The 19,744-nt window shown below is 67.8% G+C and carries 20 protein-coding genes and 1 other annotated feature; of the genes, 6 read left to right on the top strand and 14 right to left on the bottom strand.

What is annotated here, in order from left to right:
* Window positions 1-161: 161 nt before the first annotated feature.
* Both ACYVAP_RS16290 and ACYVAP_RS16285 read right to left on the bottom strand, forming a co-directional pair.
* Window positions 162-1,808, bottom strand: coding sequence for a relaxase family protein (locus ACYVAP_RS16290; protein WP_498861534.1), 1,647 nt, complete (start codon window positions 1,806-1,808; stop codon window positions 162-164).
* 72 nt (window positions 1,809-1,880) lie between these two features.
* Window positions 1,881-2,288, bottom strand: a complete 408-nt coding sequence (locus tag ACYVAP_RS16285) for a plasmid mobilization protein (protein WP_498861533.1) — start codon at window positions 2,286-2,288, stop codon at window positions 1,881-1,883.
* Window positions 2,289-2,471: 183 nt separating this feature from the next.
* On the opposite strand from ACYVAP_RS16285, the gene ACYVAP_RS16280 reads away from it, so the two are divergent.
* The 3 genes from ACYVAP_RS16280 to ACYVAP_RS16270 all read left to right on the top strand — a co-directional run bounded on the left by ACYVAP_RS16280 (window position 2,472) and on the right by ACYVAP_RS16270 (window position 4,731).
* Window positions 2,472-2,792 carry a hypothetical protein gene (locus ACYVAP_RS16280; protein WP_498861532.1) on the top strand — a complete coding sequence of 107 codons (321 nt, stop codon included), beginning with the start codon at window positions 2,472-2,474 and terminating at the stop codon, window positions 2,790-2,792.
* A 122-nt stretch (window positions 2,793-2,914) separates the two neighbouring features.
* Entirely contained in the window at window positions 2,915-4,387 is a 1,473-nt protein-coding gene (locus ACYVAP_RS16275; RefSeq protein WP_498861531.1) for a thioredoxin domain-containing protein, read from the top strand.
* Complete coding sequence (locus tag ACYVAP_RS16270) at window positions 4,384-4,731, top strand: hypothetical protein (protein ID WP_498861530.1); 348 nt, start codon at window positions 4,384-4,386, stop codon at window positions 4,729-4,731. The genes ACYVAP_RS16275 and ACYVAP_RS16270 overlap by 4 nt, the downstream gene beginning before the upstream one ends.
* 4 nt (window positions 4,732-4,735) lie before the next feature.
* On the opposite strand, the gene ACYVAP_RS16265 is transcribed toward ACYVAP_RS16270, so the two are convergent.
* From ACYVAP_RS16265 to ACYVAP_RS16255, 3 genes are all read right to left on the bottom strand, one after another.
* The gene (locus tag ACYVAP_RS16265) at window positions 4,736-5,722 is read right to left on the bottom strand and encodes a DEAD/DEAH box helicase family protein (RefSeq protein WP_498861529.1); all 987 of its coding nucleotides are present in this window, start codon (window positions 5,720-5,722) and stop codon (window positions 4,736-4,738) included.
* On the bottom strand, window positions 5,715-6,206 hold the full coding sequence (locus ACYVAP_RS16260; RefSeq protein WP_498861528.1) for a hypothetical protein: 492 nt from the start codon (window positions 6,204-6,206) through the stop codon (window positions 5,715-5,717). The genes ACYVAP_RS16265 and ACYVAP_RS16260 overlap by 8 nt, the downstream gene beginning before the upstream one ends.
* Window positions 6,207-6,905: 699 nt before the next feature.
* Window positions 6,906-7,523 carry a restriction endonuclease gene (locus ACYVAP_RS16255; protein ID WP_498861527.1) on the bottom strand — a complete coding sequence of 206 codons (618 nt, stop codon included), beginning with the start codon at window positions 7,521-7,523 and terminating at the stop codon, window positions 6,906-6,908.
* Between ACYVAP_RS16255 and ACYVAP_RS16250 the strand changes: the two genes are divergently transcribed.
* A protein-coding gene (locus ACYVAP_RS16250) for an IS3 family transposase (protein WP_498861526.1) occupies window positions 7,522-8,768 on the top strand; the annotation gives its coding sequence in 2 pieces (ribosomal slippage) (window positions 7,522-7,807 and window positions 7,807-8,768; 1,248 coding nt in all). The two genes, ACYVAP_RS16255 and ACYVAP_RS16250, sit on opposite strands and share 2 nt — an antisense overlap.
* Window positions 7,800-7,928 (top strand) — a sequence feature (AL1L pseudoknot). Its footprint overlaps the gene before it by 129 nt.
* A 351-nt stretch (window positions 8,769-9,119) precedes the next feature.
* Here the strand turns inward: ACYVAP_RS16250 and ACYVAP_RS16245 are convergent.
* Window positions 9,120-9,836 carry a TetR family transcriptional regulator gene (locus tag ACYVAP_RS16245; protein WP_498861525.1) on the bottom strand — a complete coding sequence of 239 codons (717 nt, stop codon included), beginning with the start codon at window positions 9,834-9,836 and terminating at the stop codon, window positions 9,120-9,122.
* Window positions 9,837-9,931: 95 nt separating this feature from the next.
* Here ACYVAP_RS16245 and ACYVAP_RS16240 point away from each other — a divergent pair, with 95 nt between their 5' ends.
* Window positions 9,932-11,011: a YihY/virulence factor BrkB family protein gene (locus ACYVAP_RS16240; protein WP_498861524.1), complete on the top strand. Its 1,080-nt coding sequence runs from the start codon at window positions 9,932-9,934 to the stop codon at window positions 11,009-11,011.
* A gap of 86 nt (window positions 11,012-11,097) precedes the next feature.
* Here the strand turns inward: ACYVAP_RS16240 and ACYVAP_RS16235 are convergent, their stop codons facing one another.
* From ACYVAP_RS16235 to ACYVAP_RS16225, 3 genes are read right to left on the bottom strand one after another with little or no spacing between them, the layout of a single operon-like run.
* Window positions 11,098-11,397, bottom strand: coding sequence for a DUF4235 domain-containing protein (locus tag ACYVAP_RS16235; RefSeq protein WP_498861523.1), 300 nt, complete (start codon window positions 11,395-11,397; stop codon window positions 11,098-11,100).
* Window positions 11,398-11,433: 36 nt separating this feature from the next.
* Window positions 11,434-11,784 (bottom strand): DUF3618 domain-containing protein, encoded by a 351-nt coding sequence (locus ACYVAP_RS16230; RefSeq protein ID WP_498861522.1) that lies wholly within the window; start codon window positions 11,782-11,784, stop codon window positions 11,434-11,436.
* A complete protein-coding gene (locus tag ACYVAP_RS16225) occupies window positions 11,771-12,181 on the bottom strand; it encodes a phage holin family protein (protein ID WP_498861521.1) in 411 nt (136 codons plus the stop codon). The genes ACYVAP_RS16230 and ACYVAP_RS16225 overlap by 14 nt, the downstream gene beginning before the upstream one ends.
* Window positions 12,182-12,471: 290 nt before the next feature.
* On the opposite strand from ACYVAP_RS16225, the gene ACYVAP_RS16220 reads away from it, so the two are divergent.
* On the top strand, window positions 12,472-13,362 hold the full coding sequence (locus tag ACYVAP_RS16220; protein WP_498861520.1) for a DUF2382 domain-containing protein: 891 nt from the start codon (window positions 12,472-12,474) through the stop codon (window positions 13,360-13,362).
* An 83-nt stretch (window positions 13,363-13,445) separates the two neighbouring features.
* Here the strand turns inward: ACYVAP_RS16220 and ACYVAP_RS16215 are convergent, their stop codons facing one another.
* The 5 genes from ACYVAP_RS16215 to ACYVAP_RS16195 all read right to left on the bottom strand — a co-directional run bounded on the left by ACYVAP_RS16215 (window position 13,446) and on the right by ACYVAP_RS16195 (window position 19,647).
* Window positions 13,446-13,700: a hypothetical protein gene (locus ACYVAP_RS16215; protein WP_268525482.1), complete on the bottom strand. Its 255-nt coding sequence runs from the start codon at window positions 13,698-13,700 to the stop codon at window positions 13,446-13,448.
* A gap of 394 nt (window positions 13,701-14,094) precedes the next feature.
* A complete protein-coding gene (locus tag ACYVAP_RS16210; RefSeq protein WP_498861519.1) occupies window positions 14,095-15,168 on the bottom strand; it encodes a patatin-like phospholipase family protein in 1,074 nt (357 codons plus the stop codon).
* Complete coding sequence (cap2-3, locus tag ACYVAP_RS16205; RefSeq protein WP_498861518.1) at window positions 15,165-17,636, bottom strand: anti-phage 6A-MBL system cap2_3 protein; 2,472 nt, start codon at window positions 17,634-17,636, stop codon at window positions 15,165-15,167. Before cap2-3 ends, ACYVAP_RS16210 begins: the two co-directional genes overlap by 4 nt.
* Window positions 17,633-18,946 carry a ComEC/Rec2 family competence protein gene (mblB, locus tag ACYVAP_RS16200; protein WP_498861517.1) on the bottom strand — a complete coding sequence of 438 codons (1,314 nt, stop codon included), beginning with the start codon at window positions 18,944-18,946 and terminating at the stop codon, window positions 17,633-17,635. Before mblB ends, cap2-3 begins: the two co-directional genes overlap by 4 nt.
* Before the next feature lie 77 nt (window positions 18,947-19,023).
* A complete protein-coding gene (locus ACYVAP_RS16195; RefSeq protein ID WP_498861516.1) occupies window positions 19,024-19,647 on the bottom strand; it encodes a recombinase family protein in 624 nt (207 codons plus the stop codon).
* Window positions 19,648-19,744: the final 97 nt, after the last annotated feature.

Raw genomic sequence — 19,744 nt, 5'->3', positions numbered from 1 at the left:
GCGGTTGCTTCCTGGTAGCGGCGCGGGTAGCGGGCTGGAGGGCTTCGAAGCCGATCTCGCCGCCGCTGTCGAGCGCGGGGTCGAAGGGCACCGAGATGATGGCGCGGACGCACTGTTCCCGAACAGATCGTCCTCGACATCAGGTGCCATGACTGCCCCTCCTACCTCTCGTAGCCCTCGCCGCGCTCGACGGGGGTGCGCCGTGCCCGGGCCGGGCGCGGCGTGCTCGTGGTGGCCCTCGGTCGGCCAGACTCCTGTGGGGCGATGGCCGCGACAGTCTCCGAATCCAAGATGGACGTGTCCACGCCCGTGGGCTTGCGCGCTCCCGCCCCGCCCGTGATCCGCAGAACCTCCGCGGCCTCGGGGTCGGTTCGCTCCAGTGCCCGGAGCTGCTCCTGGGAGCGCCCGAAGCGGAGCATGCCGGCCTGAAGGTTCAGCGGCACTACGGCCCGCTCATACATCTCGCGGGCGCGGTGAGCTTCCTTCTCAGCAGCCGCGGCACGCGCGGTGGCCTCAGCGAGCTTCATCAGCTGCATGATCACTGCGATCTGCGCGGCAGTGTCGTTCTTAGACGAGGCGGCGACGACCGCGCCGATCGTCACTGCCGCCTCGACACCGGCCTCGCGCCCCGAGCGGCGCGGCGGCTGCGCCGCCTTCGCCAGGGCGTCCGAGGCCTTGGCGAGCGGCCCGCCGCGACGGCCCTCCGCCTGCACCGACCATGCACCCAGGATCTTCGACGCCTCGGCCGCGGCCGGTCGCCAATGGATCTCCGTGTACTCCTTCGTGAGCGTGACCCGGACCCGCTTGATCTCGTCCTCCACGGGCAGTCGCAAACGGTCGCCGCCATGCTTGCTCCGGGCGCTCTCGCGCCAGACCGGGACAGCCGTCATCTGCGTATCGAAGTCCCAGCCGTTGGCCTCGCGCAACGCGCGCAGCCCCAGGCTCTTGTCGAGCTTCGAGGGCGCGAACCAGATCGCCTTCTCGGTGTCGGCCAGTGCGACGCTGTAGCCCGTGATCTTCACCAGCCCACCCTGCTCATAGCGTGGTCGAACCAGCAGGCCGGATGCCCGCGCAGTGCGCACGAACTCTCCCTCACTGCCCGCCTGCCACGCCGCGCCCGCGAGTCGTCGCCGCACCAGCACACGGTCGGCGTCTCGCTTCTCGCGCATTGCCCGCTCGTACTCCGCGCGCGAGACGTTGCCGATGCCGGACGTGATCTCGGCGTCGAAGACGGAGTCCTTGCCCATGGCCCCGGCGACGCGGGCGCCAGCCTGCGCGGTGCGCCGCTTGGACTGGTGGATGTCGGCGCGTCGGCCATCCTCCCGCACCAGGTTCACGGCGATGTGGACGTGATCGTTGCCGTCCTTCGACGAGCCGTGGTGGACGGCCATCCAGGCGCAGTCGGCGAGCCCGTTCTTGTCGTCGATGAAGCCCATCTCCGCGACGAACATGCGCGCGGCCTTCGCCCACTCCGCGTCGGTGAACGACCCTTCATGCGTGCCCAGCGAGAGCGTCGCGTGGTAGACGCGATCGCCGCGCGCGGCACCACGGACCTTCTCCCCCTCGGGAACCTCGAGCGGCAACCCGCGCTCCCGACGCACCTGGCGCCATGCCCCGTCGAACTCGCGCGCAAGAGCCGCCTGAGCCTCCGAATCATGCGCGACATCGAGCGGGCCGAACGCGACGGTGAGCCGCTCGGACCCGGCGATCAAGCGCTGGTTCTCGTGCTCGTTGGCACGCCCAGCGCCGTACAGATACTTCACGAGGCTGGCCGGCGTCGACCCGATCGCGAGCTGCTTAGCGAGCACGGCGAACCCCCTTCACGCAATTCGAAGGAGGCAACCGGATCAGAGTCGCCGCGCTCACGGAGCCTGCGCCGCTCACCGCTGGGCCCTCTCGGAAACCTCTTGAACCCGCGCAATCACGGCCCGCACATCCTCGACGGCGGACGCCACATCCTCCGCGTGCACCGGAGTGCCCCCGCCGAGCGCGTACGCGTTCGCCTGATGAGCGAGCTGGTTCAGATTGTTCGCAACGTTCGCGAGCAGCAGCCGTGTTGAAGCAAGCTCCTCACGCAGCCGCTCATAGCGCGCCGCGGCGTCCGTACCACCCGTCAGCACCGCGCGCATGAGCACCGCCTGGCGCGACACCCCCTGCGCGCGAGCCAGCGACTTGAGCATCTCGTTCTCACTCGCCGTCACCTTCAACTGAAGGGAGACCTCGCGCGGCTCATCCGCATTCGCACGGCGCCGACCACGGCGCGCAATCGCGAACGCATCACCCGCCACAGCGGTACCTCCTCGCCTAGTGCAACGACCACACAACGTGTGGACACCCACCAGTGTGGGTCACCGGTCGCGCGAAGCGCAACGGGCAAGATCGACTTAGCATAGCTAAATCTCCATCTTGCTCCGGCGTTGTTGACCCGTTTGGGTCTTGCTACTCCGACTGCGCGTAGGTAGCGTGACGGCATGGATGAAGCAAGTCACAGCTCCCCGCAGGATGCGCACCCGATCGACGAGAAGGTCCGTTCCCTGATGGACCGCCGCCTCGAGACCGCACGCGCTCTGGCGGATCGAGCTACCTCCCTGACCGCGGCCAAGGAGCAGCTTGCAGAGGAACTGCGCGGCTACAGCGATGCCTTCAAGGACGCTCAGAAGGCCGGCTGGGACGAGAAGGAGCTCGAGCAGCTCGGCCTCGAAACTCCCGAGCGGCCGCCGCGGCGTCGCGCGCCGCGCAAGCGCACCGAGAACCAGACAACGGACGACAGTGAGGACGCGGCGCACGAGTAGAAGCGCCATCGTCCTGACAACCGGTCACTCGCACCCTCGCCGTAGGTCGGTGGCGCGAGCGGCGATACCGGCCAAGAAGGAAGCACGCCGCAAGGAGCGGCATCATCACCACGGGGGACGTCATGACCGAACAGCCGCTGACCAACCGAGCACAGCGCGAGGCAGACCTCGACGATGAGCGCAGTACCCTCAAGCTGCAGCAGCAGCTCGATGAGGCCGCGCCCATCCGGGACAGCCACGCCAACGCGGTCTCCATGGATCTCTTCCGCCACATCTGGGATCACCCTGGCGCAGAAACCCTCCCGGACGACCTTCGCGCAGACTTCGACGCCCCCGGGCGCATGAGCCTCGAGCTAGAGGATCGGGATGGTCGGGCCACCATCGATCTCGACCTCGATGACGAGCAGCGCAGCTGGAGCTTCACCCTGGACCAGGGCGCCGGCCCGCGTGCCGCGACAGCACAGGAAGCCGCTGCCACACTCGATCTCACAGCCGACCAGATGACGGCCATCGCCGAGCGCTTCAGCTTCCTCGTCGACCGCACCGTGACAGTGCACAAGGACTGGCGCCGCTTCAACGAGAACGTGGCGGACCTCCGCACGCGCCTGGAGGAGAGCACCAACGCCCCCCAGACGCAGCAGCCGGGGCCCGCCGCCGGCGCCGAGCGGGAGTGGGCGACCGACGCCCTCGACGAGCCGTTCACCCCCGAGCGCGTGGCCGCCGACTGGATCCAGTCGACCACCATGGTGAAGGCGTACCTCGAGGCCGATCGTCCCGACCTCGCCCGCGACTGGATCAACGAGCTCGACGAGAACCTTCGCGCCTACCGCGACGGTGAGGCCGCCCCCGGAAGCGACGAAGCCGTGAGCGTCTACCACGATGCCGTCGCCCGCGACGCGATCCCCTACGGCACCTCCCCGCTCTCGCCCGAGGAGGTTCGTCAGCAGCTCGCCGGCCTCGGCGAGCACGTCGCCCCGCTCGACGTACAGGACATCCGCGAGAGCACCGGCATCAGCCCCCTGGACGCGAACTACGTGGCCTCCAAGCTGGACGAGTCCGCACCTCTTCCCAGTGGGCTCGAGGACGTCGCCGCGGCACGACTCGACGTGCGGCGAGCGATCGCCAGCATCAGCGAGGACAGCGAGGCGGCCCAGGAGTACCTCCGAACCGCCAACGCACGCCTCGGACAGGTTGTCGAGCAGCTTCGCCCCGACCAGGCTCATGAGGGCGTCCTCGCGGTCCAGGAATCCGTCCAGCAAGCGTCCGAGAAGGTCGCTGCCGTCGCCGACACCGCCGCCAAGGTCGAAGCCGAGGTCACCGTCTACAGCCTCCCCGACTGCGTCGGCTGCGCCGCCACCAAGCGAGCCCTCGACAAGGCCGGCGTCGAGTACGAGGAGATCCCCCTCCAGGAGCACCCCGACCTCGTCGCCCGCTTCAAGCAGCAGGGCCTCGCCCAGGCCCCCATCGTCGAGACCCCCGACGGGGACCGCTGGTCCGGCTACAACCCCGGCAAGCTCAAGGAGCACGGCCTGGACCACCGCACCCGCCAGCAGCGCACCGGCGGCCACGACCGCGACACCGGGCAGGGCCGATGAACCCCGACGCCTTCCAGACCCTCAACATCCCCCTCGGCGACAGCGGCATCACCCTCCGCCACGCGATCGTCGCCGCCATCATCGTCCTCGCGGCGTGGCGCATCATCAGCACCCTCTGGAACGGGCGCCGGGGACGACTCACCTGCGGAGCCCCGCGCCGCGGCGAGGGCCGCTGCCGCCGCCCCATGCGCACCAACGGCAACGGGTGCGGGATTCCGCGTCACGACGGCGGGTGGGTCGCCCGCGACGTCACCCTCGGCATCATCGCGGCTGTCGGCCTCAGCCTCCTCGTCTGGAACTTCGAGGACGTCATCGCCTGGGCCTCCAACACCGCCACCGGATGACGGCCTAACGCTCCACGCCACCCTCAACGGCCCCGCCGCGCCCCGCGCGGCGGGGCCTCTGCGTCCCGCGCGCCGTGCGATACGCCCGCGCTGCTTCCGTGTCGATCAGCGGCCCACCGGCCCGCACTCGCGACAGGTCCGTGGCCAGCAGCGTCGGATCGTCGACCCCGGCGCGCGTGAACACGCGGTAGCGGCTCACCGCTTCGACCTCATCGGCCAGGCGCTCCGCGCTCACCGCCGGGAGGCTGCGCCCCCCAGGGCCCTGCAGGACGTGCTGCGCGAACGACGACGGCACCCACCGGCCCCCCATCAGATCGCCATGGCCGGCCAGCGTCTCCTCGTAGGCCACCCGCCACCGATGACGGATCTGGTGCTCCGACACCTCCGGGGCCACGTCCAGGCACACCACGTCGATCGAGTAGCCGGCCCCCTCGAGCTCCCGCCCCAGCGCCACCGCCTGGTCGCCATTCGAGAGCACACCGTCGATCACCACCGGCAGCCCCGCACTCAGCGCACGCTCCCGCGCCAGGTCCACGATGCCCGCCGCCTCCCGATGAACCAGCGCCGACAGCTCCAGCGGAAAGAACCTCTCCCCCCGCGCCTCGTACTCGCGCACCAGCGCGGGCTTCAAGAACTCCTCGTACGACTGATCCCGCTCAGCCCGCCAGAGCAGCTCGGCCTTCACATCATCAACGTCCAGATGCGCGTGGCCGGCCACCTCGTCCGACAGCTCATGCATGCACAGATGGCTCTTCCCAGCACCCGGAGCGCCCGCGAGGACGAACGCATGACGCCGGCCCTCCGCGTCCGCGCCGTCCAGGAGACTCCCGATGATCTCCGCATGCATCCGTCCTCGAGCACGTAGGGGCCGGCCTCCCACGAACCACTCCGGGTTGTGCACCGAGGCCGTCGGGCTGTCCAGATCAAGGAGGCCGTGCCGTTGCGTCAGCTCGCGGACGTGCTCGATGTGCTCGTCGATCGCATCACGCATGCGACCGCGGCGCCTCGCCCCTATCCGCGTGCGCAACGCTCGCCCGAAGAACCTCGTCGTAGGTGGCGTCGTCGATCAGCCCCTCGTCCACCGCGTTGACCACCTCGCGCCAGGACCCCGGCCCCGGCGACGGCTGCGGATCCTCGAACCACTCCCCCTCGGGGATCGGCGTGTACTCCCACCGGGTCAGCTCGTCCACGAGCTGCTCCCGCTCGATGAGACCCGCCGCGAACCGCTGGCAGATCTCGTACGGCCCCGCCCCGGAGAACCCCGGAACGGCTTCCGGCACAGTTCGCGCCGTCTTCAGATTCGAGCTCAGCGTCGGCTGCGTGATCCCCAGGGTCCGCGCGATCTCCACCTGCGGCACCGCCCCTGCAAGATGCTTGAGCGCCCGCCGGTAGTCCAGCTTCGTCACCTCCATCAGGCGACGGCTCTTCGCCGCCCGCCGCAGCTCCTCCTTGGCACCAACGGTCTGCATGGCCATCTCGACCACCTCCTATATAGAACAGTCTATATCGCCCTGGTGGCAGTCTCAAGAAGCGCTCGATCCCCATCCCATCCCCTCCTCGACTACAACCCCCGGACCTGGACCGAGCAGGTACCGGCAGCCGGCCACAGAAGTCGGGGACGCCCTCGCCGGGTACGGCAGACACGCGCCCAGCCCCTATCGATCCCGAAGGCTCCCCCGACGCTCCGCGCACCCATACTCATCCAGCGGCCCCATCACGGGCGCCTCTAGACACCCCAGCACCGCGCGTCGGCCACACTGCTGACACTCCCACGTCCGATGCCCAGGACCGAGCGTGTCCGTGCGACACGAGCACGCCGTCCACCCAACCAGGAAGCGCCGGCCACCGCACGAGCACTCGCTCGACCGCCGCTCGGCCCACCCCTGCGCCGTGCGCACCAACGGCGGGATCAGACGCAGCCCCTCATACTCCGCGATCACGTTCTCCACGCCGCGGACTCTAGAGTCCCCAGCGGACATCCGGCCCACCCCGGGGCTGGCCTTCATTCGGGGATGAAGGCTGGGCACGTGCCTGCCGTACCCGACTCGGCGGCAGGTTGTCCCAGCATCATCGCGCGACCCAGCGACCGGGGGGATCGTGGTCCAGTCGGGCACATCCGAGTGACAGCGTGCCAGCGTGCCAGCAATGATGCGGGTGGCTGATGACCAGCCTGGCTACCCGAACAGCTTCCCCTGATCAACGAGTTCCACGCCGCGCTGCGCCGAGATGTACGGAGCCAGCGCCGTGGGAAGGTTGGGGCGGTGGCCGGCCATGAGGTCTCGGACCGAGATGTGCTGGAGGACGGGGAAGTCCTGGCCGTTCGCGGGGTGAGTCCACACACCGGAAGTGTCGATGACTTCTTGCGCGCCGCGGGTAAGGAAGTCGTTGAGGGTGATGAGCACGCCGAGCTGCGCGTCGCGAGCGTGATGGACGGTGCCGGCAAGGTCGCGCACGTGCGTGGGAGGCACGGTCTTCCCACCCTTGACCGAGACGAGGACCTTGCCGACGTTCTGCGAGTCGATGATGAAGTGTCGGACACCGTCGACGCCCTTGTCGCCGACCTGTTTCTCGTTCGGCTGCGCGTGGAGCATGGAGACGGCCCAGCGCTCAAAGTCGAACGGAGACTTCGCGAACAGCCGCTGCGCGGATTGCATGTCGTAGGGGATGCCGTCGACCTGGACGTCGTCCATCACGGACTGCCCGAAGGTGGCCTGCAGGCGTTTGATGATGAGGTCGATTGAATCGCCCCGGGTCTGGTGGAGGCTCTGAATCCACGGGAGGATGAGGAGCATGGCAGCACCGAGGAAGTACCCCGACGAGCTTCGGGAGAGAGCCACGAGGATGGCAGTTCAGTCACGGCGCGATCCATCGACGAGGTCGGGAACGTTTCGCCGTGTGGGCGAGCAGCTCGGGATCAATCCTGAGACTCTGAGGAACTGGGTCGTGCAGGCCGAGGTTGACGAGGGGCACCGTCCCGGGACCACGACCAGCGAGTCCCAGCGCCTGGTCGAGCTGGAGAAGGAAGTGCGTGAGCTGCGCAGGGCGAACTCGATCCTGAGGTCAGCCTCGGCTTTTTTCGCGGCGGAGCTCGACCGCCCACAGCGTTGATCGTGGAGTACATCGACCAGTACAGGCATGAGTTCGGCGTCGAGCCGATCTGTCGAACGCTGACCGCAGCGGGCACGCAGATCGCGCCGAGCACGTACTACGCGTTCAAGACCCGCCCACCCTCGAAGCGAGCACTACGCGACGAGGAACTGCTGGTCGAGATCCACCGCGTCCATGCGGTGAACTTCGGCGTCTACGGGGCGAAGAAGGTCCACGCCCAGCTGCGCCGCGAGGGCGTCGTCATCGCGCGTTGCACGGTCGAGCGGCTCATGCGCGGCGCGGGGTTGCGAGGCGTCGGCCGGGCCAAGGGCCCGCGCACCACGATCTCCGGTCGTGGCCCGGATAATCGTCCTGACCTGGTCGAACGTGACTTCACCGCGACCGCTCCGAACCAGTTGTGGGTCGCGGACATCACCTACTGCCGCACCTTCGCCGGCTGGGTGTATGCCGCGTTCGTCATCGATGTGTTCTCCCGCCGCGTGGTCGGCTGGCAGCTGTCGAAGTCGCTGCGGACGGACCTCGCGTTGGACGCGCTCGAGATGGGCATCTGGACCCGCGATCACGCAGGCCAGGCCGTCTCCGGGCTCACGCACCACAGCGATAAGGGCGTTCAGTACGTCGCCATCCGCTACACCGAGCGTCTTGCTGAGGCCGGCGCGGCCGCCTCGGTCGGCTCCACCGACGACTCGTATGACAATGCCGTGGCCGAGGCCTTCAACTCGCTGTTCAAGGCTGAACTGGTCCGCAACCGCGGGCCCTGGAAGAACATCGACGACCTCGAGATCGCGACCGCGGAATACATCGACTGGTTCAATCACCGGCGACTTCACGGCGAGATCGGCAAGATCCCGCCCGTCGAGCTCGAGGACACTTACCATCACAACCACCCCGCACCGGCACCCGCCGACGCGGCACTTGCGAGCCTCTAGAAAACTCGGGGCGATTCACTGCGACGCCGGCTCGCGCACTGGACCCGAGTGGACGCCCCCTTGAACCGCCACGCTCAGCGCGGTCGACGCCGCCTGCGTCCATCCGCGCGCGGCGGTGCTGGGCCTCGAGCGTGCGCTCGCGAGCCGGGGAGAATCCCTCACGGTGATTCGCTCGACGCCCGAGGGTCACGGCGAGCACGATCACGGCGACGACGACGAGCAGGCCGATGCCGTAGAACACGACGAGAGGGGACATGAGGGGACGCCATGATTCCGAGGCTGCGCAGCGCGCGGGCGGCGGGGATGCGGGGTCGGTCCGTGGAGCTTCGGAGGGATCGACGCACGACTCACCTACTGGGAGACCTCGAGCTCGATACGGTCGAGCAGTGACTCGAGCGACAACTCGAACTCCTCGGCGCCGTGGTTCTCGCTCAGCATCGGGCGCAGTCGCAGCACCTCGCTGCCCGGGGAGAGCTGGATGCGCCCGTCCCGGTTGGGCACGTCCGCGTCCCCCTCGTCGAGCGGTTCCTCAGGCGGCGAGACCCCGTCGCCGCGCGCGGCCGCCTCGAGAAGCAGCTGGCCCAGCAGGAAGCTCGTGAAGGAGCGATACGCGCCGACCTTCTGTTCGTCGCTGAAGCCGAACTCGCCGAGCGTCGTGAGGAAGTCCTCGACCACCTCGAGGCTGCGCAGTGGCGGCCGCAGCCACGGGGCGGCAGGGTGTCGGGTCGCGACGAGCGGGAAGGCGAGTGGGTGCTCGAGAGCGAGATCACGCACGATGTGCGCGAGAGTTTGCAGATACTGCTGCCAGCTCGTCGGGCGCGCGTTCGCGAGCTCGGCCGTGACGCCCTCGAGCAAGCACGCGACGATGCCCTCGAGCAGATCCTCACGACCCGTGACATATCGGTACAGCGACATGGCCTCAACGCCGAGCTCCTGACCGAGGCCGCGCATTGTGAGCGCGCGAGGACCTTCTCGATCGATGACACGCAATGCCTCCTTGATGACCGTCTCACGGTCGAGCCGTCGGCCGCTCCTTTGGGATCCCGTGCCCTCTGCCGTGCTGTCCATAGAGCCAGTGTCCGGCTATCGCCGATGCGATGCCACTCGATCCCGCCGAACTTCGTTAGCCTTACGGTGTAAGAACGCGATTGAGAGGATGGACGATGTCACGACAGGCGACCCACGACCATGAGGACCCGGCTGACGCCCCTGACCCTGAAGACGACCGTAAGCCCGACAGCCCGGCAGAGATCACGGCTCCATCCTGGAAATACGTCATGCGCACGACCGTGCGGGAGTTCTCGGCCGATGGGTGCACAGATCTCGCATCCGGGCTCACCTACCGCACCGTGCTCTCGATGTTCCCGGCGCTCGTGGCGCTCGTCTCGATTCTCAGCCTCTTCGGCCAGAGTGGATCGTTGACCTCGATCCTCGATCAGGCTGAGGGCATCATCCCGGCCGACACGTGGCAGACGGTCCGGCCCGCTCTCGAGTCCGTCCTCACCGCTCCCGCCCCCGGTCTGGGCCTGGTCATCGGCCTCCTCGCGGCCCTCTGGTCCGCCTCGAGCTACATCAAGGCGTTCGGGCGCGCGATGAACCAGATCTACGACGTCCCCGAGGGGCGCGGTGCGATCAAGCTAACCGTGCAGATGTACCTACTGACCGCACTCGTGCTCGTACTCGGCGCGGTGGGCCTCTTGATCGTTGTGCTGTCCGGTCCTGTCGCCGAGGCGGTCGGCGGCGCGATCGGGCTGGGGTCGACGGCGATCACCGTGTGGAACGTTGGGAAGTGGGTGGTACTCGCGGCAATCGTGGTGATCGTGGTCGCGCTGCTCTACTACGCGACGCCCAACGTCCGCCAGCCGAAGATGCGCTGGATCAGCCTGGGCGCCCTGATCGCGATCATCGTCGCTGTGCTCGCGAGCCTCGCGTTCTTCTTCTACGTCTCCAACTTCGGCAGCTACAACAAGACGTACGGCGCCTTGGCTGGGGTCATCATCCTGTTGCTCTGGCTCTACATCATCAATGCGATCCTGCTGTTCGGCGCGGAGGTCGACAGCGAGATCGAGCGGGGCCGGGAACTGCAGGCGGGCATGCCAGCCGAGGAGACGCTCCAGCTGCCGGCCCGCGACACGAAGGCCAGCGACAAGCGCGAGCGGAAGTTCGCCGAGGACGTCGAGCGGGCGCGCCGGCTGCGGGAGACCGCGGGCCGCAGCCAGGAGAAAGGCGACATGGACGCGTGACCCCCGCGCACCACGGCGGGTGGACGAGGGACGCCCCTGAGCCCGGCCGGGCTCAGGGGCGTCCCTCGTGGGGCGGGTCCAGGTCGTCAGTTTCCGGGCCATTCTCCGAACACGCGCTGGAACCCTCGCGCACCTCCGCGGTCGACGAGCGCCTTGACGAAGGCAAAGATCGCACCCTGCAGCGCGGCTGCGAGAAGTACCTGGCCGAGGTTGAAATCTGACTTCAACGCTTTGGGGGCTTCGTTGCTCCTGGATTGTGGGGTGAGGAGCTTCCACACCTGCTTGAAGATGACCCCGGCGATCGCTCCGCTCAGGAGACCGCCGAGCATGCCGATTGGGCGGTAGAGGATCTTGGCGGACGTGCTGGTGGACTCATTCTTGGACATGCGATGCCTTTCGTTGTCGACGGGGTCCCCGTGGCCTCAGCGGCGGGCCGCGTGGATGATCAGGTAGATCCCGAGGGCGACCCCGGCACCGGCCACGGAGGCGGCGATCCAACCGTTGCGATTGAGCTGACCGTCGTCCTCGGTGACCGCGTCGCGGGCTGCCGAGAACTGTTGTGCGGCTCGATCCTTCACGTCGTCGAGCTGCCGACGGGCTCGTTCGGTGGCCTGGCCGACCTGCTGCTTGGCCTGCGTCTTGACATCAAGAGCGGAGGTCAGCTGCTCAACGGTCTTGCCGAGCTCCTCGCGGGTGCGGGCGATATCGGCCTCGAGCTCCTCGGGCGAAGCGTCGGCGTCGGGCTCGGGATGCTGGGGATCAGGCGTGCTCATGGTGGGTGTTTCCCTTCACTTCGGCGACGTCTTCCTGGAGGCTGTCGATTGTGCGCTCGGGGGCGAGGGAAAGGTCCTGGACCTTCTTCTTGCCGGCGAGGGCCGCGATGGCTGCCGCGATGAACAGGACGGCCGTGACGATCAGTGCTGCCGCCCATGCCGGGAGCACGAGGGCAAGGGCGATGATGGCGGTCGCGATCAGCGCCGCGAAGCCGTAGGCGGCGAGCACGCCGCCGGCGCCGAGAAGCCCAGCGCCGACCCCTCCCTGCTTGGCCGTAGCGGTCATCTCGGCGCGTGCGAGCTTGAACTCCTCGCGCACGAGGCGCGAAGTCTGCTCCGACAGACGGCTGATGAGTTCGGCCGGCGATGGCTGGGATGAGGATTCCGGGTGGCTCATGGGGACTCTCTTTCTCTCGGACGAGGCGAGCGGCTCCAAGGGCGCCCGTTCCACGATGAGTTCCGGATCGCCGGGACGTACGCCCGAGGATCACGCCGGGCAACGACGAACCGTCCGCACATCGGGGGGACGAGAGCCTCGGACGGCCTAACCCACCGGGGATGATGCGTTCAACCTTACAACGTAGGGGGTGAGCAGGCGAGGCGTTGACGGCTCCTGGCGACGCGCTCGGGGCACACCCCGACCGGGTTCCGCGCGCCGTGTTTACATTGTAAGTTCACGGCGATACGGTGGCCGGACCCGGCATTCGGGAAGGCAGACCGTCCGGCCAGAGGGCGGTGATGAGCAAGGAAGCGAGATATCACATGGGCGATGACAAGAACGATCTCCAGGCGCTCGAGAACGCCACCGTCTACGACAGCGAGAACAAGAAGATTGGGTCCGTCGGACAGGTCTACGTCGATAACGAAACCGGGCGACCGACCTTTGTGACGGTCAACACGGGTCTCTTCGGCACGCGCGAGACCTTCGTGCCCGTCGATGCCGCCCGCCCCGCCGACGGCGACCTGGTGGTGCCCTTCACGAAGGACTTCATCAAGGACGCCCCCAGCGTCGAGGCCGACGGCCAGATCTCGCCCCAGGAGGAGCAGGAACTGTTCCGCTACTACCAGAACGGTGGCGGCACCACCGACCGCACCGCTCCGGCGCCCACGGCTGACACCGCCGGTCGGGACGAACGCCGCGACGATTCTCGCGCCCAGGCGGGACGCACCGCCGCGGGTGACGGGGTCGAGGACGACAGCCAGATGGTCGCCCACGAGGAGCGGCTGCGCGTCGACACGCATCAGCAGGAGGCCGGACGGGCGCGGCTGCGCAAGCGCGTCCGCACCGAGGCCCAGAACATCGAGGTCCCCGTCCGGCGCGAGGAGCTCGTCGTCGAGCGCGAGGCGATCGACCCCGACTCGGCGGATGCGCGCTCCACCGGGTCGATCGACGAGTCCGCCAACGAGGAGGAGGTCGTCACCCTCAAGGAGGAGCGGCCCGTCGTCCAGAAGGAGACCGTCGCCACCGAGAAGGTGAACGTGGGCAAGCGCACCGTGCAGGAGACTGAGACCGTGAGCGCGGACCTGCGCAAGGAAGAGATTGACGTCGATCGGGACACCGATCCGCGCGGGCGCTGACAACCCGCTTCGACGGCTCCCGGGGTCGAAACACCCCGGGAGCCGTCGCACGTGCGGCCTGTGAAGATCTCGCCTGCTGGTGATCACAGCTTGAGCATCAGCGCGATCAGGTCGGCTAAGAAGCCCGGATCGTGTTTGTCGGCGTTGTCGATGATGGGGTCGTTGGCGATGTGGTTCCCGAACAGCCCAATGAACCGCAGCCCCTGGTCCTCGGCCACCACGGAGCGGAGGACCCGGTCGTCCGGGCTAACGTCCATCAGCGACAGACTGACACCGGGCCGCACGCGGTCCGCGAGCGAGGCGACATCGGGGGCGCCGATGGGCCGGTCGCGCAGCACGAAGTGGCACAGGACCAAGCTTAGGGACTGAATCGGCTCTAAGAGCGAAATTCAGGGCGGGAGGCTCACTCTAGTGCGCATAACTTCTATTATGCGCACTGTTGGCACCCTCCCCTTAGGTGACTGGCTGCGAGGGTGGCTCCGAGGCGGTACGCCCAGACGCCGCGCCCGAACACACGCGCCCGGGCGACGTTAGTTCCAGGGCCATGATCGGGATCATGCAACACGTCGCCTCCATCACCGACCTGCCCGCCAAGAGCGTCGGCGTCAACCTAGGCTCACTGGAGCCCGCGGCATCGACCGGTCCTAATTACACCCCAACCCGTCGGACGGCCAATTAAAAGCTTCAGACCTCCGCGATCTCTGGCCGTTTGGCGCCGTCGCGCGAGGCGTCCTAACCGCCAAGTTCCGGCGTGTACGCGGTGATAAGTGTGCGGGTGAGTTGTTCGCCCCTCAGGGCGAGCGCCTGAAGGTCCTCTTGGGTCATTGCAGCGAAGTTCGTTGGGTAGGAGTGCACTGCGCTGCGGGGGATGAGGTCGGCCAAGGGCGTGGGGAGCCGGTGGTCCTGCAAGCCGAGGTAGACGTGGATGAATCCTGTGATCTCGGATTGCTCACCTGCGAGATGGATGCGGTTGCGGGCCGCGTCTTGGGACTTGGTGTGCGTGATGTCGAAGCTTTGCGCAAGTCGTCCGGTGAGAAAGCGTGATGCCGTTCGTGAACCGCGTCCGGGACCAGCGTCGACGGCGATGATGTAGTCCAAGTCGTAGACGTGAGGGCTGTACTTGGGCGACCTACCGGGCAGTAGTGGCGTAAGGCCCAGGTTGTCGTAGACGCCGCCATCAGTCATCACGAGAGTGTCGTCCTGGCGGGTTCCGTCGGGCCGCTCGAATGTGTAGCGCCGGTGGAGGGCGGGGAGCAGGACGGGGAACGCTGCCGAGGCGGCGACGGCCTCCGCGACGAGCACTTCATCGACGATGGGTCCGTAGGGTGAGGACGCGCTCAGGGCGCTGCCGAACCTGACGGCGTTTCCGGTGCGCATGTCGGTGGCGGAGATGATGGTGTCCATGTTGGCGTGCGTGACCTCGGTCATCGGCACGACGCCGAAGGGGCGCGCGGCCAATGCCTCGACCAGCGCGTCGGTTCGAGAGTAGGAGCGCCCCTGCCGTGTGCCCAGGGCACGCATCGCGCTGAACGTTGAGCGCAAGGCGGCGCGTGGTGCGAAGGCGCGGCGCACGAGCTCGTTCTGGAGCCCGTCCCGGAGCAGGGCGGTGACCGTGTCGTCGAACTCCTCGAACCGTCGGGGCCCGTAAGCCCACATGGCGGTCAGGAGACTGCCACCGCTGATTCCGGAGACGACGCTGACCTTGTCCAGGAGGTCGCGGTCGTGGAGGGCTCTCAGCGCCCCGAGGCCGAAGGCTGTGGCGCGGAACCCGCCGCCGGACAGGGCGAGGCCGATTTTTGCGGTCATCGCTGGTCACCCGGGCGCTCGTGCTCGTCCTCGGAGGCTCTGTGGCTCGGGTAGGCGTAGCCGCCCGGGAACCAGTCGCTGGCCGAGATGAGGTGGAGCGCGACCGGACCCTCCGGTGGGGACTGGGTTCTGCGATTCACCACCCGCACGTAGAGATCGGGCGGTATGCCTGTCTCCAGCCATGCCTGCCAGGAGCTTCCGTGTCCGCCGAGGATGAGCATGACGGCCCTGTGCCCCGTGCCGTCTGGCGAGACGATGTCAGCCATACCGGCCTCGTCGGTGCGGCTCGGTGAGGCGATCCCGTGCGGGTGGGTGTGCCACATGCCAACGAATCCGACCCGGTCGACAGTGGCGGTGCGAATATTCGTGACGATCGCCTGGGTGCCCTCGACGCCGTGATCGAAGTACGCCGCCGACAAGTGACTATCGGGCGAGGGGCCGCTCGCGCCATCGATGTAGACGGTCTGGGTGGCCTCGTCCAGGCTGCCCAGGAGCATCCCTCCGGTCTCGACGCGTGCACCGCGCACCCTTTGTCCTCGGCGTGCCTCGGTACGCATTTCGGCCAGTGCTCGTCCGCTGATGCGTACCTCGTACTCACCGGTGTGGTCGGTAAGGGTGTGATCGTTCGGCCAGGTCAACAGGACGGGTCGGGCACCTGAGGCTGTCGGCGCCAGGTCGCAGCCGATCGCGGACATCGGCGCCGACTCCGCGTCGGTCAGGGTGGCTAGGGCGTTGGAGAACAGGGTGGATGCCAGTGCCGTGACCTCGGCTGCGGCGCCGGTGAATGTGGGGGCTGAGCAACCGGGCTCGGGGAAGAACCGGTCCGTGCGCGGCGGGTTCGGGAACAAGTCTTCTGTGATAGTTCTCCACCCGGGGCGCGAGTTGGTGACGGCGTCGATGGCAAGGCGACGCAGGATGTCGTGGCCGCTGCCGGTGGCCCCGGGCATCGAGACCGTGGCGACGCCTCGCTGCGCGGTGTGACCGAACAGCGCGCTGATGATCGCTGGCCAGTTCTCGCGCGCGGCTGCGCGTACGCGTTCGATCCCGACCCGCACTCCGACGTCCGCGGTCGCGTCGATGATCAGGTCGTACTCCAGCAGCGGTGCCGGATCGGCGAGCGTGCCGGTCACGATGTCGCCTCGGTCGCTGGTGACGGTGAGGTCTTCTCGGATGCGGGAGAGACGCTGCGCGAGTCGTTCGGCTTTGTTGTAGCCGATGTCGGCGTCCTCGTAGGGTTGCCGGACCAGGATTCCGGGCGTGACGGCGCCCTTGTCGACCACGTGCAGCTGTGCGACTCCGGCGCGGACGCAGTGTTCCGCGATCGGTGCGCCGAGAGCACCGCAGCCCAGGATCAGTACCTTGCGGCCTGTGAGCCACTGTGCGGGCGATCCCCAATCGCGGCGTCGGGTCACCTCCGCGCGCGCTTCGTGGATGACCATCCACTGCGTCTTGGCGACGCCCAGCCAGCTCTCCGCGAGGTCGCGCACTCGTTTGGTGAGCTCGACGTGTTCGGGGCTGACGTCTTGCAGCAGGTCGGTGATCTCCGCCCCCAGGTCATCCAGATGCCACGCCGTGATGTGAGCCAGCGCCTGTCCGGGGTCGAGGCGCCGTGCGGGCGTACCGAGCAGCATCATGGCGGGGATGGCTCCGTCCCCGTCGAGCGCGACACCGACTGCTTTGTTGATGGTGCGGGCGGTCACAAAGGCCTGCAGCAGCTCGTCGCGGCTGTACCCGTAGGTCTCGAGCGAGCCCGCGAGGGCGGCGGCCTTGCTGGGGTACTCCATGTCGAGGGTGTCGCTGATGAGTATGAGCGGGGCGGCGAAAAGGGCCGTGCCCTCCGCGTCGCGGGCCGGCAGTTCGTCAGCCACCAGCCGCTGGTAGACCTGTTGTCCGGTCAACCACTCCAATACGTCGATCCGTTTGCCTCGCTGAGCGCACCAGCCGTACAGCAGGCGCACCCTCGAGGAATCGGGGTCGGCGTCCCTCCAGGGCGCGAGCTCGCCCACGTCTGGTCGGACCACGACCCAGCCGTTCTTGTAGGAGCTGTAGGCAACCGGTGGGTGCAGCGGTTGACCGGCCGGGTCAAGCTCCCCGACCGCAGCGCGCTGCAACCAGAGATTGAGTCGACTGATTAGGCCACGCATCCCGTCTGCTGGGTTCCACTCCACCGAGGGAGCTGCGTACAGGCACAACAGGCGTCCCCACTGCACGTGGGGCGTCCCCGCCCATCGGCGGTGCGACACGTAGACACCCGGGTGCGCCAATGGGAAGGAGGGTCCGACGATGATCTCGAATCGTTCCCGTGCGCGCACCCGGATGCCCGGCCCGCTCGTGGTGATCCTGGAGGTGTCGAGGGAGACGGTGAACGTAGTCTCGCCCTCGTCGTCTTGCTCGATCCCCAGGATTTGGATCGCGCCGCCGCTGACCTCAGCGAGGTCAGACAGCTGCCGGTGGGCCAGGTTGCTCAACGACCGAACCCGACCGGCGTTTCCGGGGCGCTGCTGCCGCCCCGGTCGGCCGCGACCGCCGCATCTACACGCTCCGGGCCCGTACCCGACGGTGCAGCGGCAGCAGCGACGGGTATCGCGTTACCAACGGCGACGGCGGCTGCCGTGATGGCAGCGAACCGGCGACCCGTCGCCGAGGCAGCCAGCTCACTCTTGGCCTCGGTCGCGGCGCTGTGCACGAGGTCGCCACGGATAACGCGCGCGCCGGTCGCATCAACGCCGAACACGACCGGTGACGGTGCTACTTCGTCGACCCAGGACATGGTGCAGATGACCTCATCCGCGATCTCCGCGTACCGGTCTGCCGCCATCCGATGCGGTGGGTTGTGCCCATCGACGTCTACGTCCGGGAACACCCCACTGCTGGACACGATGATGCCGTTCGGGCGGGCGTTGCGCTCGAACGCGTTGAGGACATCCAGCTGGAGCTTCTCGTTGCCGTCGCTGTCCTTCTCATACATCACGCGCTTGGAGCAGTGGTGCGGAGCCAGCAGCAGGTCCCACGCCAGGTACTGCTCACGGTCGTAGTATTCGCTGTACTCGAAGATCTTCATGATTGTGTCGTGGGCCAGGTCACCGAACAGCAGCACCTTGCCGTCGGCACCGGTCTCGTCGGTCAGTGTGACCTGCATTGACAGTGACGTCTCGTTGCGCGCTGAAGCGGCATCGTCCTTGAACGGGGCATGGATGAACGTCTCGAACACCCCCGCCCGCTCGTGACCGTCCAGCCTAGTCAGCGACTGCCCCGGCCAGGCCAGGTACTCATCCGGCAGTTCGTCGTAGGCGTGGGAGCTGTGGTCGTTGTCGTACCCGATGACCCGGATGCGGTCACCACTGGCCGGCGTTCCTGCAGCGTTAACCGCCTCCATCGTTGCCGCAATACGCCGCTCGGACTCCTCCCGGAACGCCACCGCGTCGGCACACAGAGCCGGAGCGTCGGGGTCGTTGTACTCGCGCCATAACCGGGGTGTCGACCACAGCTCACCGATCCTGACCCGGGCCAGCAGGTCCGCGAATCCTAGACAGTGGTCCTTGTCGGCATGCGTCAGCGCGAAGGTCGCCAGGTAGGGCACACCGTCCACCTGAGGCAGCGCCTGGATCAGCCGGTCGACCACCGCGACCTCGGGCGTGGCCTCATCGTCGGCCTTGGCCATGTCGTGCAGATCGACCTGCAGCACCACGAGATCGTCTACCACGACCGTCGTGCTGTCGCCGGTGCCGACCGGCCAAAACACCACACCGCGGGCCGGCAGCCCCTCAGACTGGACCATGGGATCGCCTCTCTAGCCGCCGGTCGTCGGGCGCGACACAAGGCCTACGTCAAGGCTAGCTAGTATTCCGTCTACATTCACGGCACGACCTCAGCTAGGTAGCGGTACAGCGTGGATCGGCTGATGCCGTGCTCACGCGCGATCTGGGCTTTGGGTGTACCGGCCGAGGCAGCGTTGCGAACGGAGTGGATCTGGTCGCTCTCGAGGCTGCGAGGCCGTCCCTTGTAGGCGCCGCGCTTCTTCGCGGCGGCGATGCCCTCGGCCTGGCGCTGGCGGATGAGCTCGCGCTCGAACTGCGCGAAGGCGCCCATCATGTTCAGCTGGAACGCGGCCATCGCATCCGCATGCCCGGGCTCGAAGGTGAGCCGCTCCTTGAGGAACTCGACGCTCGCACCCTTCCGGGGGCGCTGCTCGCTGTGCTCGGCAGGGTCGCCGGTGATCTGCTGGACGATGTCGTTCAGGTCGATGACCGACCGGGCCAGCCGGTCCATGGACGCGACGACGACATGATCGCCGCGGCGGACGTGCCGGATGAGCGCCTGCAGCTGCGGGCGATCCGTCGCGCTCTTGCCGGACTGCTTCTCGGTGAAGACCTGGTCACACTCCCCCACCGCCTCGAGCTGCCGCGCGAGGTTCTGGCCGGCCGATGACACCCGCAGGTATGCGACGCGCTGCCCCGGGGCCCGATGTGTTCCATTCATGTCTTAGACCCTAGCCGATACATGTGCCAAAACACGGGAACTGACCTTGTGGAACAGCGGATACGTCTCGGCGACAGGTGTCGCGTTTGGGTATACC

It is taken from the genome of Brachybacterium horti (genome assembly GCF_054777615.1).
Note: the sequence above shows the minus strand (reverse complement) of the source record. Positions and strands in the feature narration are given on the sequence as shown.

Coding starts and splice junctions, on each gene's coding strand:
- ACYVAP_RS16240 (WP_498861524.1), top strand. CDS start 9,932: ATGTCACGACAGGCGACCCACGACCATGAGGACCCGGCTGACGCCCCT.
- ACYVAP_RS16230 (WP_498861522.1), bottom strand. CDS start 11,784: ATGAGCACGCCTGATCCCCAGCATCCCGAGCCCGACGCCGACGCTTCG.
- ACYVAP_RS16265 (WP_498861529.1), bottom strand. CDS start 5,722: ATGCGTGATGCGATCGACGAGCACATCGAGCACGTCCGCGAGCTGACG.
- ACYVAP_RS16210 (WP_498861519.1), bottom strand. CDS start 15,168: ATGACCGCAAAAATCGGCCTCGCCCTGTCCGGCGGCGGGTTCCGCGCC.
- ACYVAP_RS16225 (WP_498861521.1), bottom strand. CDS start 12,181: ATGAGCCACCCGGAATCCTCATCCCAGCCATCGCCGGCCGAACTCATC.
- ACYVAP_RS16280 (WP_498861532.1), top strand. CDS start 2,472: ATGGATGAAGCAAGTCACAGCTCCCCGCAGGATGCGCACCCGATCGAC.
- mblB (WP_498861517.1), bottom strand. CDS start 18,946: ATGGTCCAGTCTGAGGGGCTGCCGGCCCGCGGTGTGGTGTTTTGGCCG.
- ACYVAP_RS16195 (WP_498861516.1), bottom strand. CDS start 19,647: ATGAATGGAACACATCGGGCCCCGGGGCAGCGCGTCGCATACCTGCGG.
- ACYVAP_RS16275 (WP_498861531.1), top strand. CDS start 2,915: ATGACCGAACAGCCGCTGACCAACCGAGCACAGCGCGAGGCAGACCTC.
- ACYVAP_RS16270 (WP_498861530.1), top strand. CDS start 4,384: ATGAACCCCGACGCCTTCCAGACCCTCAACATCCCCCTCGGCGACAGC.
- ACYVAP_RS16245 (WP_498861525.1), bottom strand. CDS start 9,836: ATGGACAGCACGGCAGAGGGCACGGGATCCCAAAGGAGCGGCCGACGG.
- ACYVAP_RS16260 (WP_498861528.1), bottom strand. CDS start 6,206: ATGGCCATGCAGACCGTTGGTGCCAAGGAGGAGCTGCGGCGGGCGGCG.
- ACYVAP_RS16235 (WP_498861523.1), bottom strand. CDS start 11,397: ATGTCCAAGAATGAGTCCACCAGCACGTCCGCCAAGATCCTCTACCGC.
- ACYVAP_RS16255 (WP_498861527.1), bottom strand. CDS start 7,523: ATGCTCCTCATCCTCCCGTGGATTCAGAGCCTCCACCAGACCCGGGGC.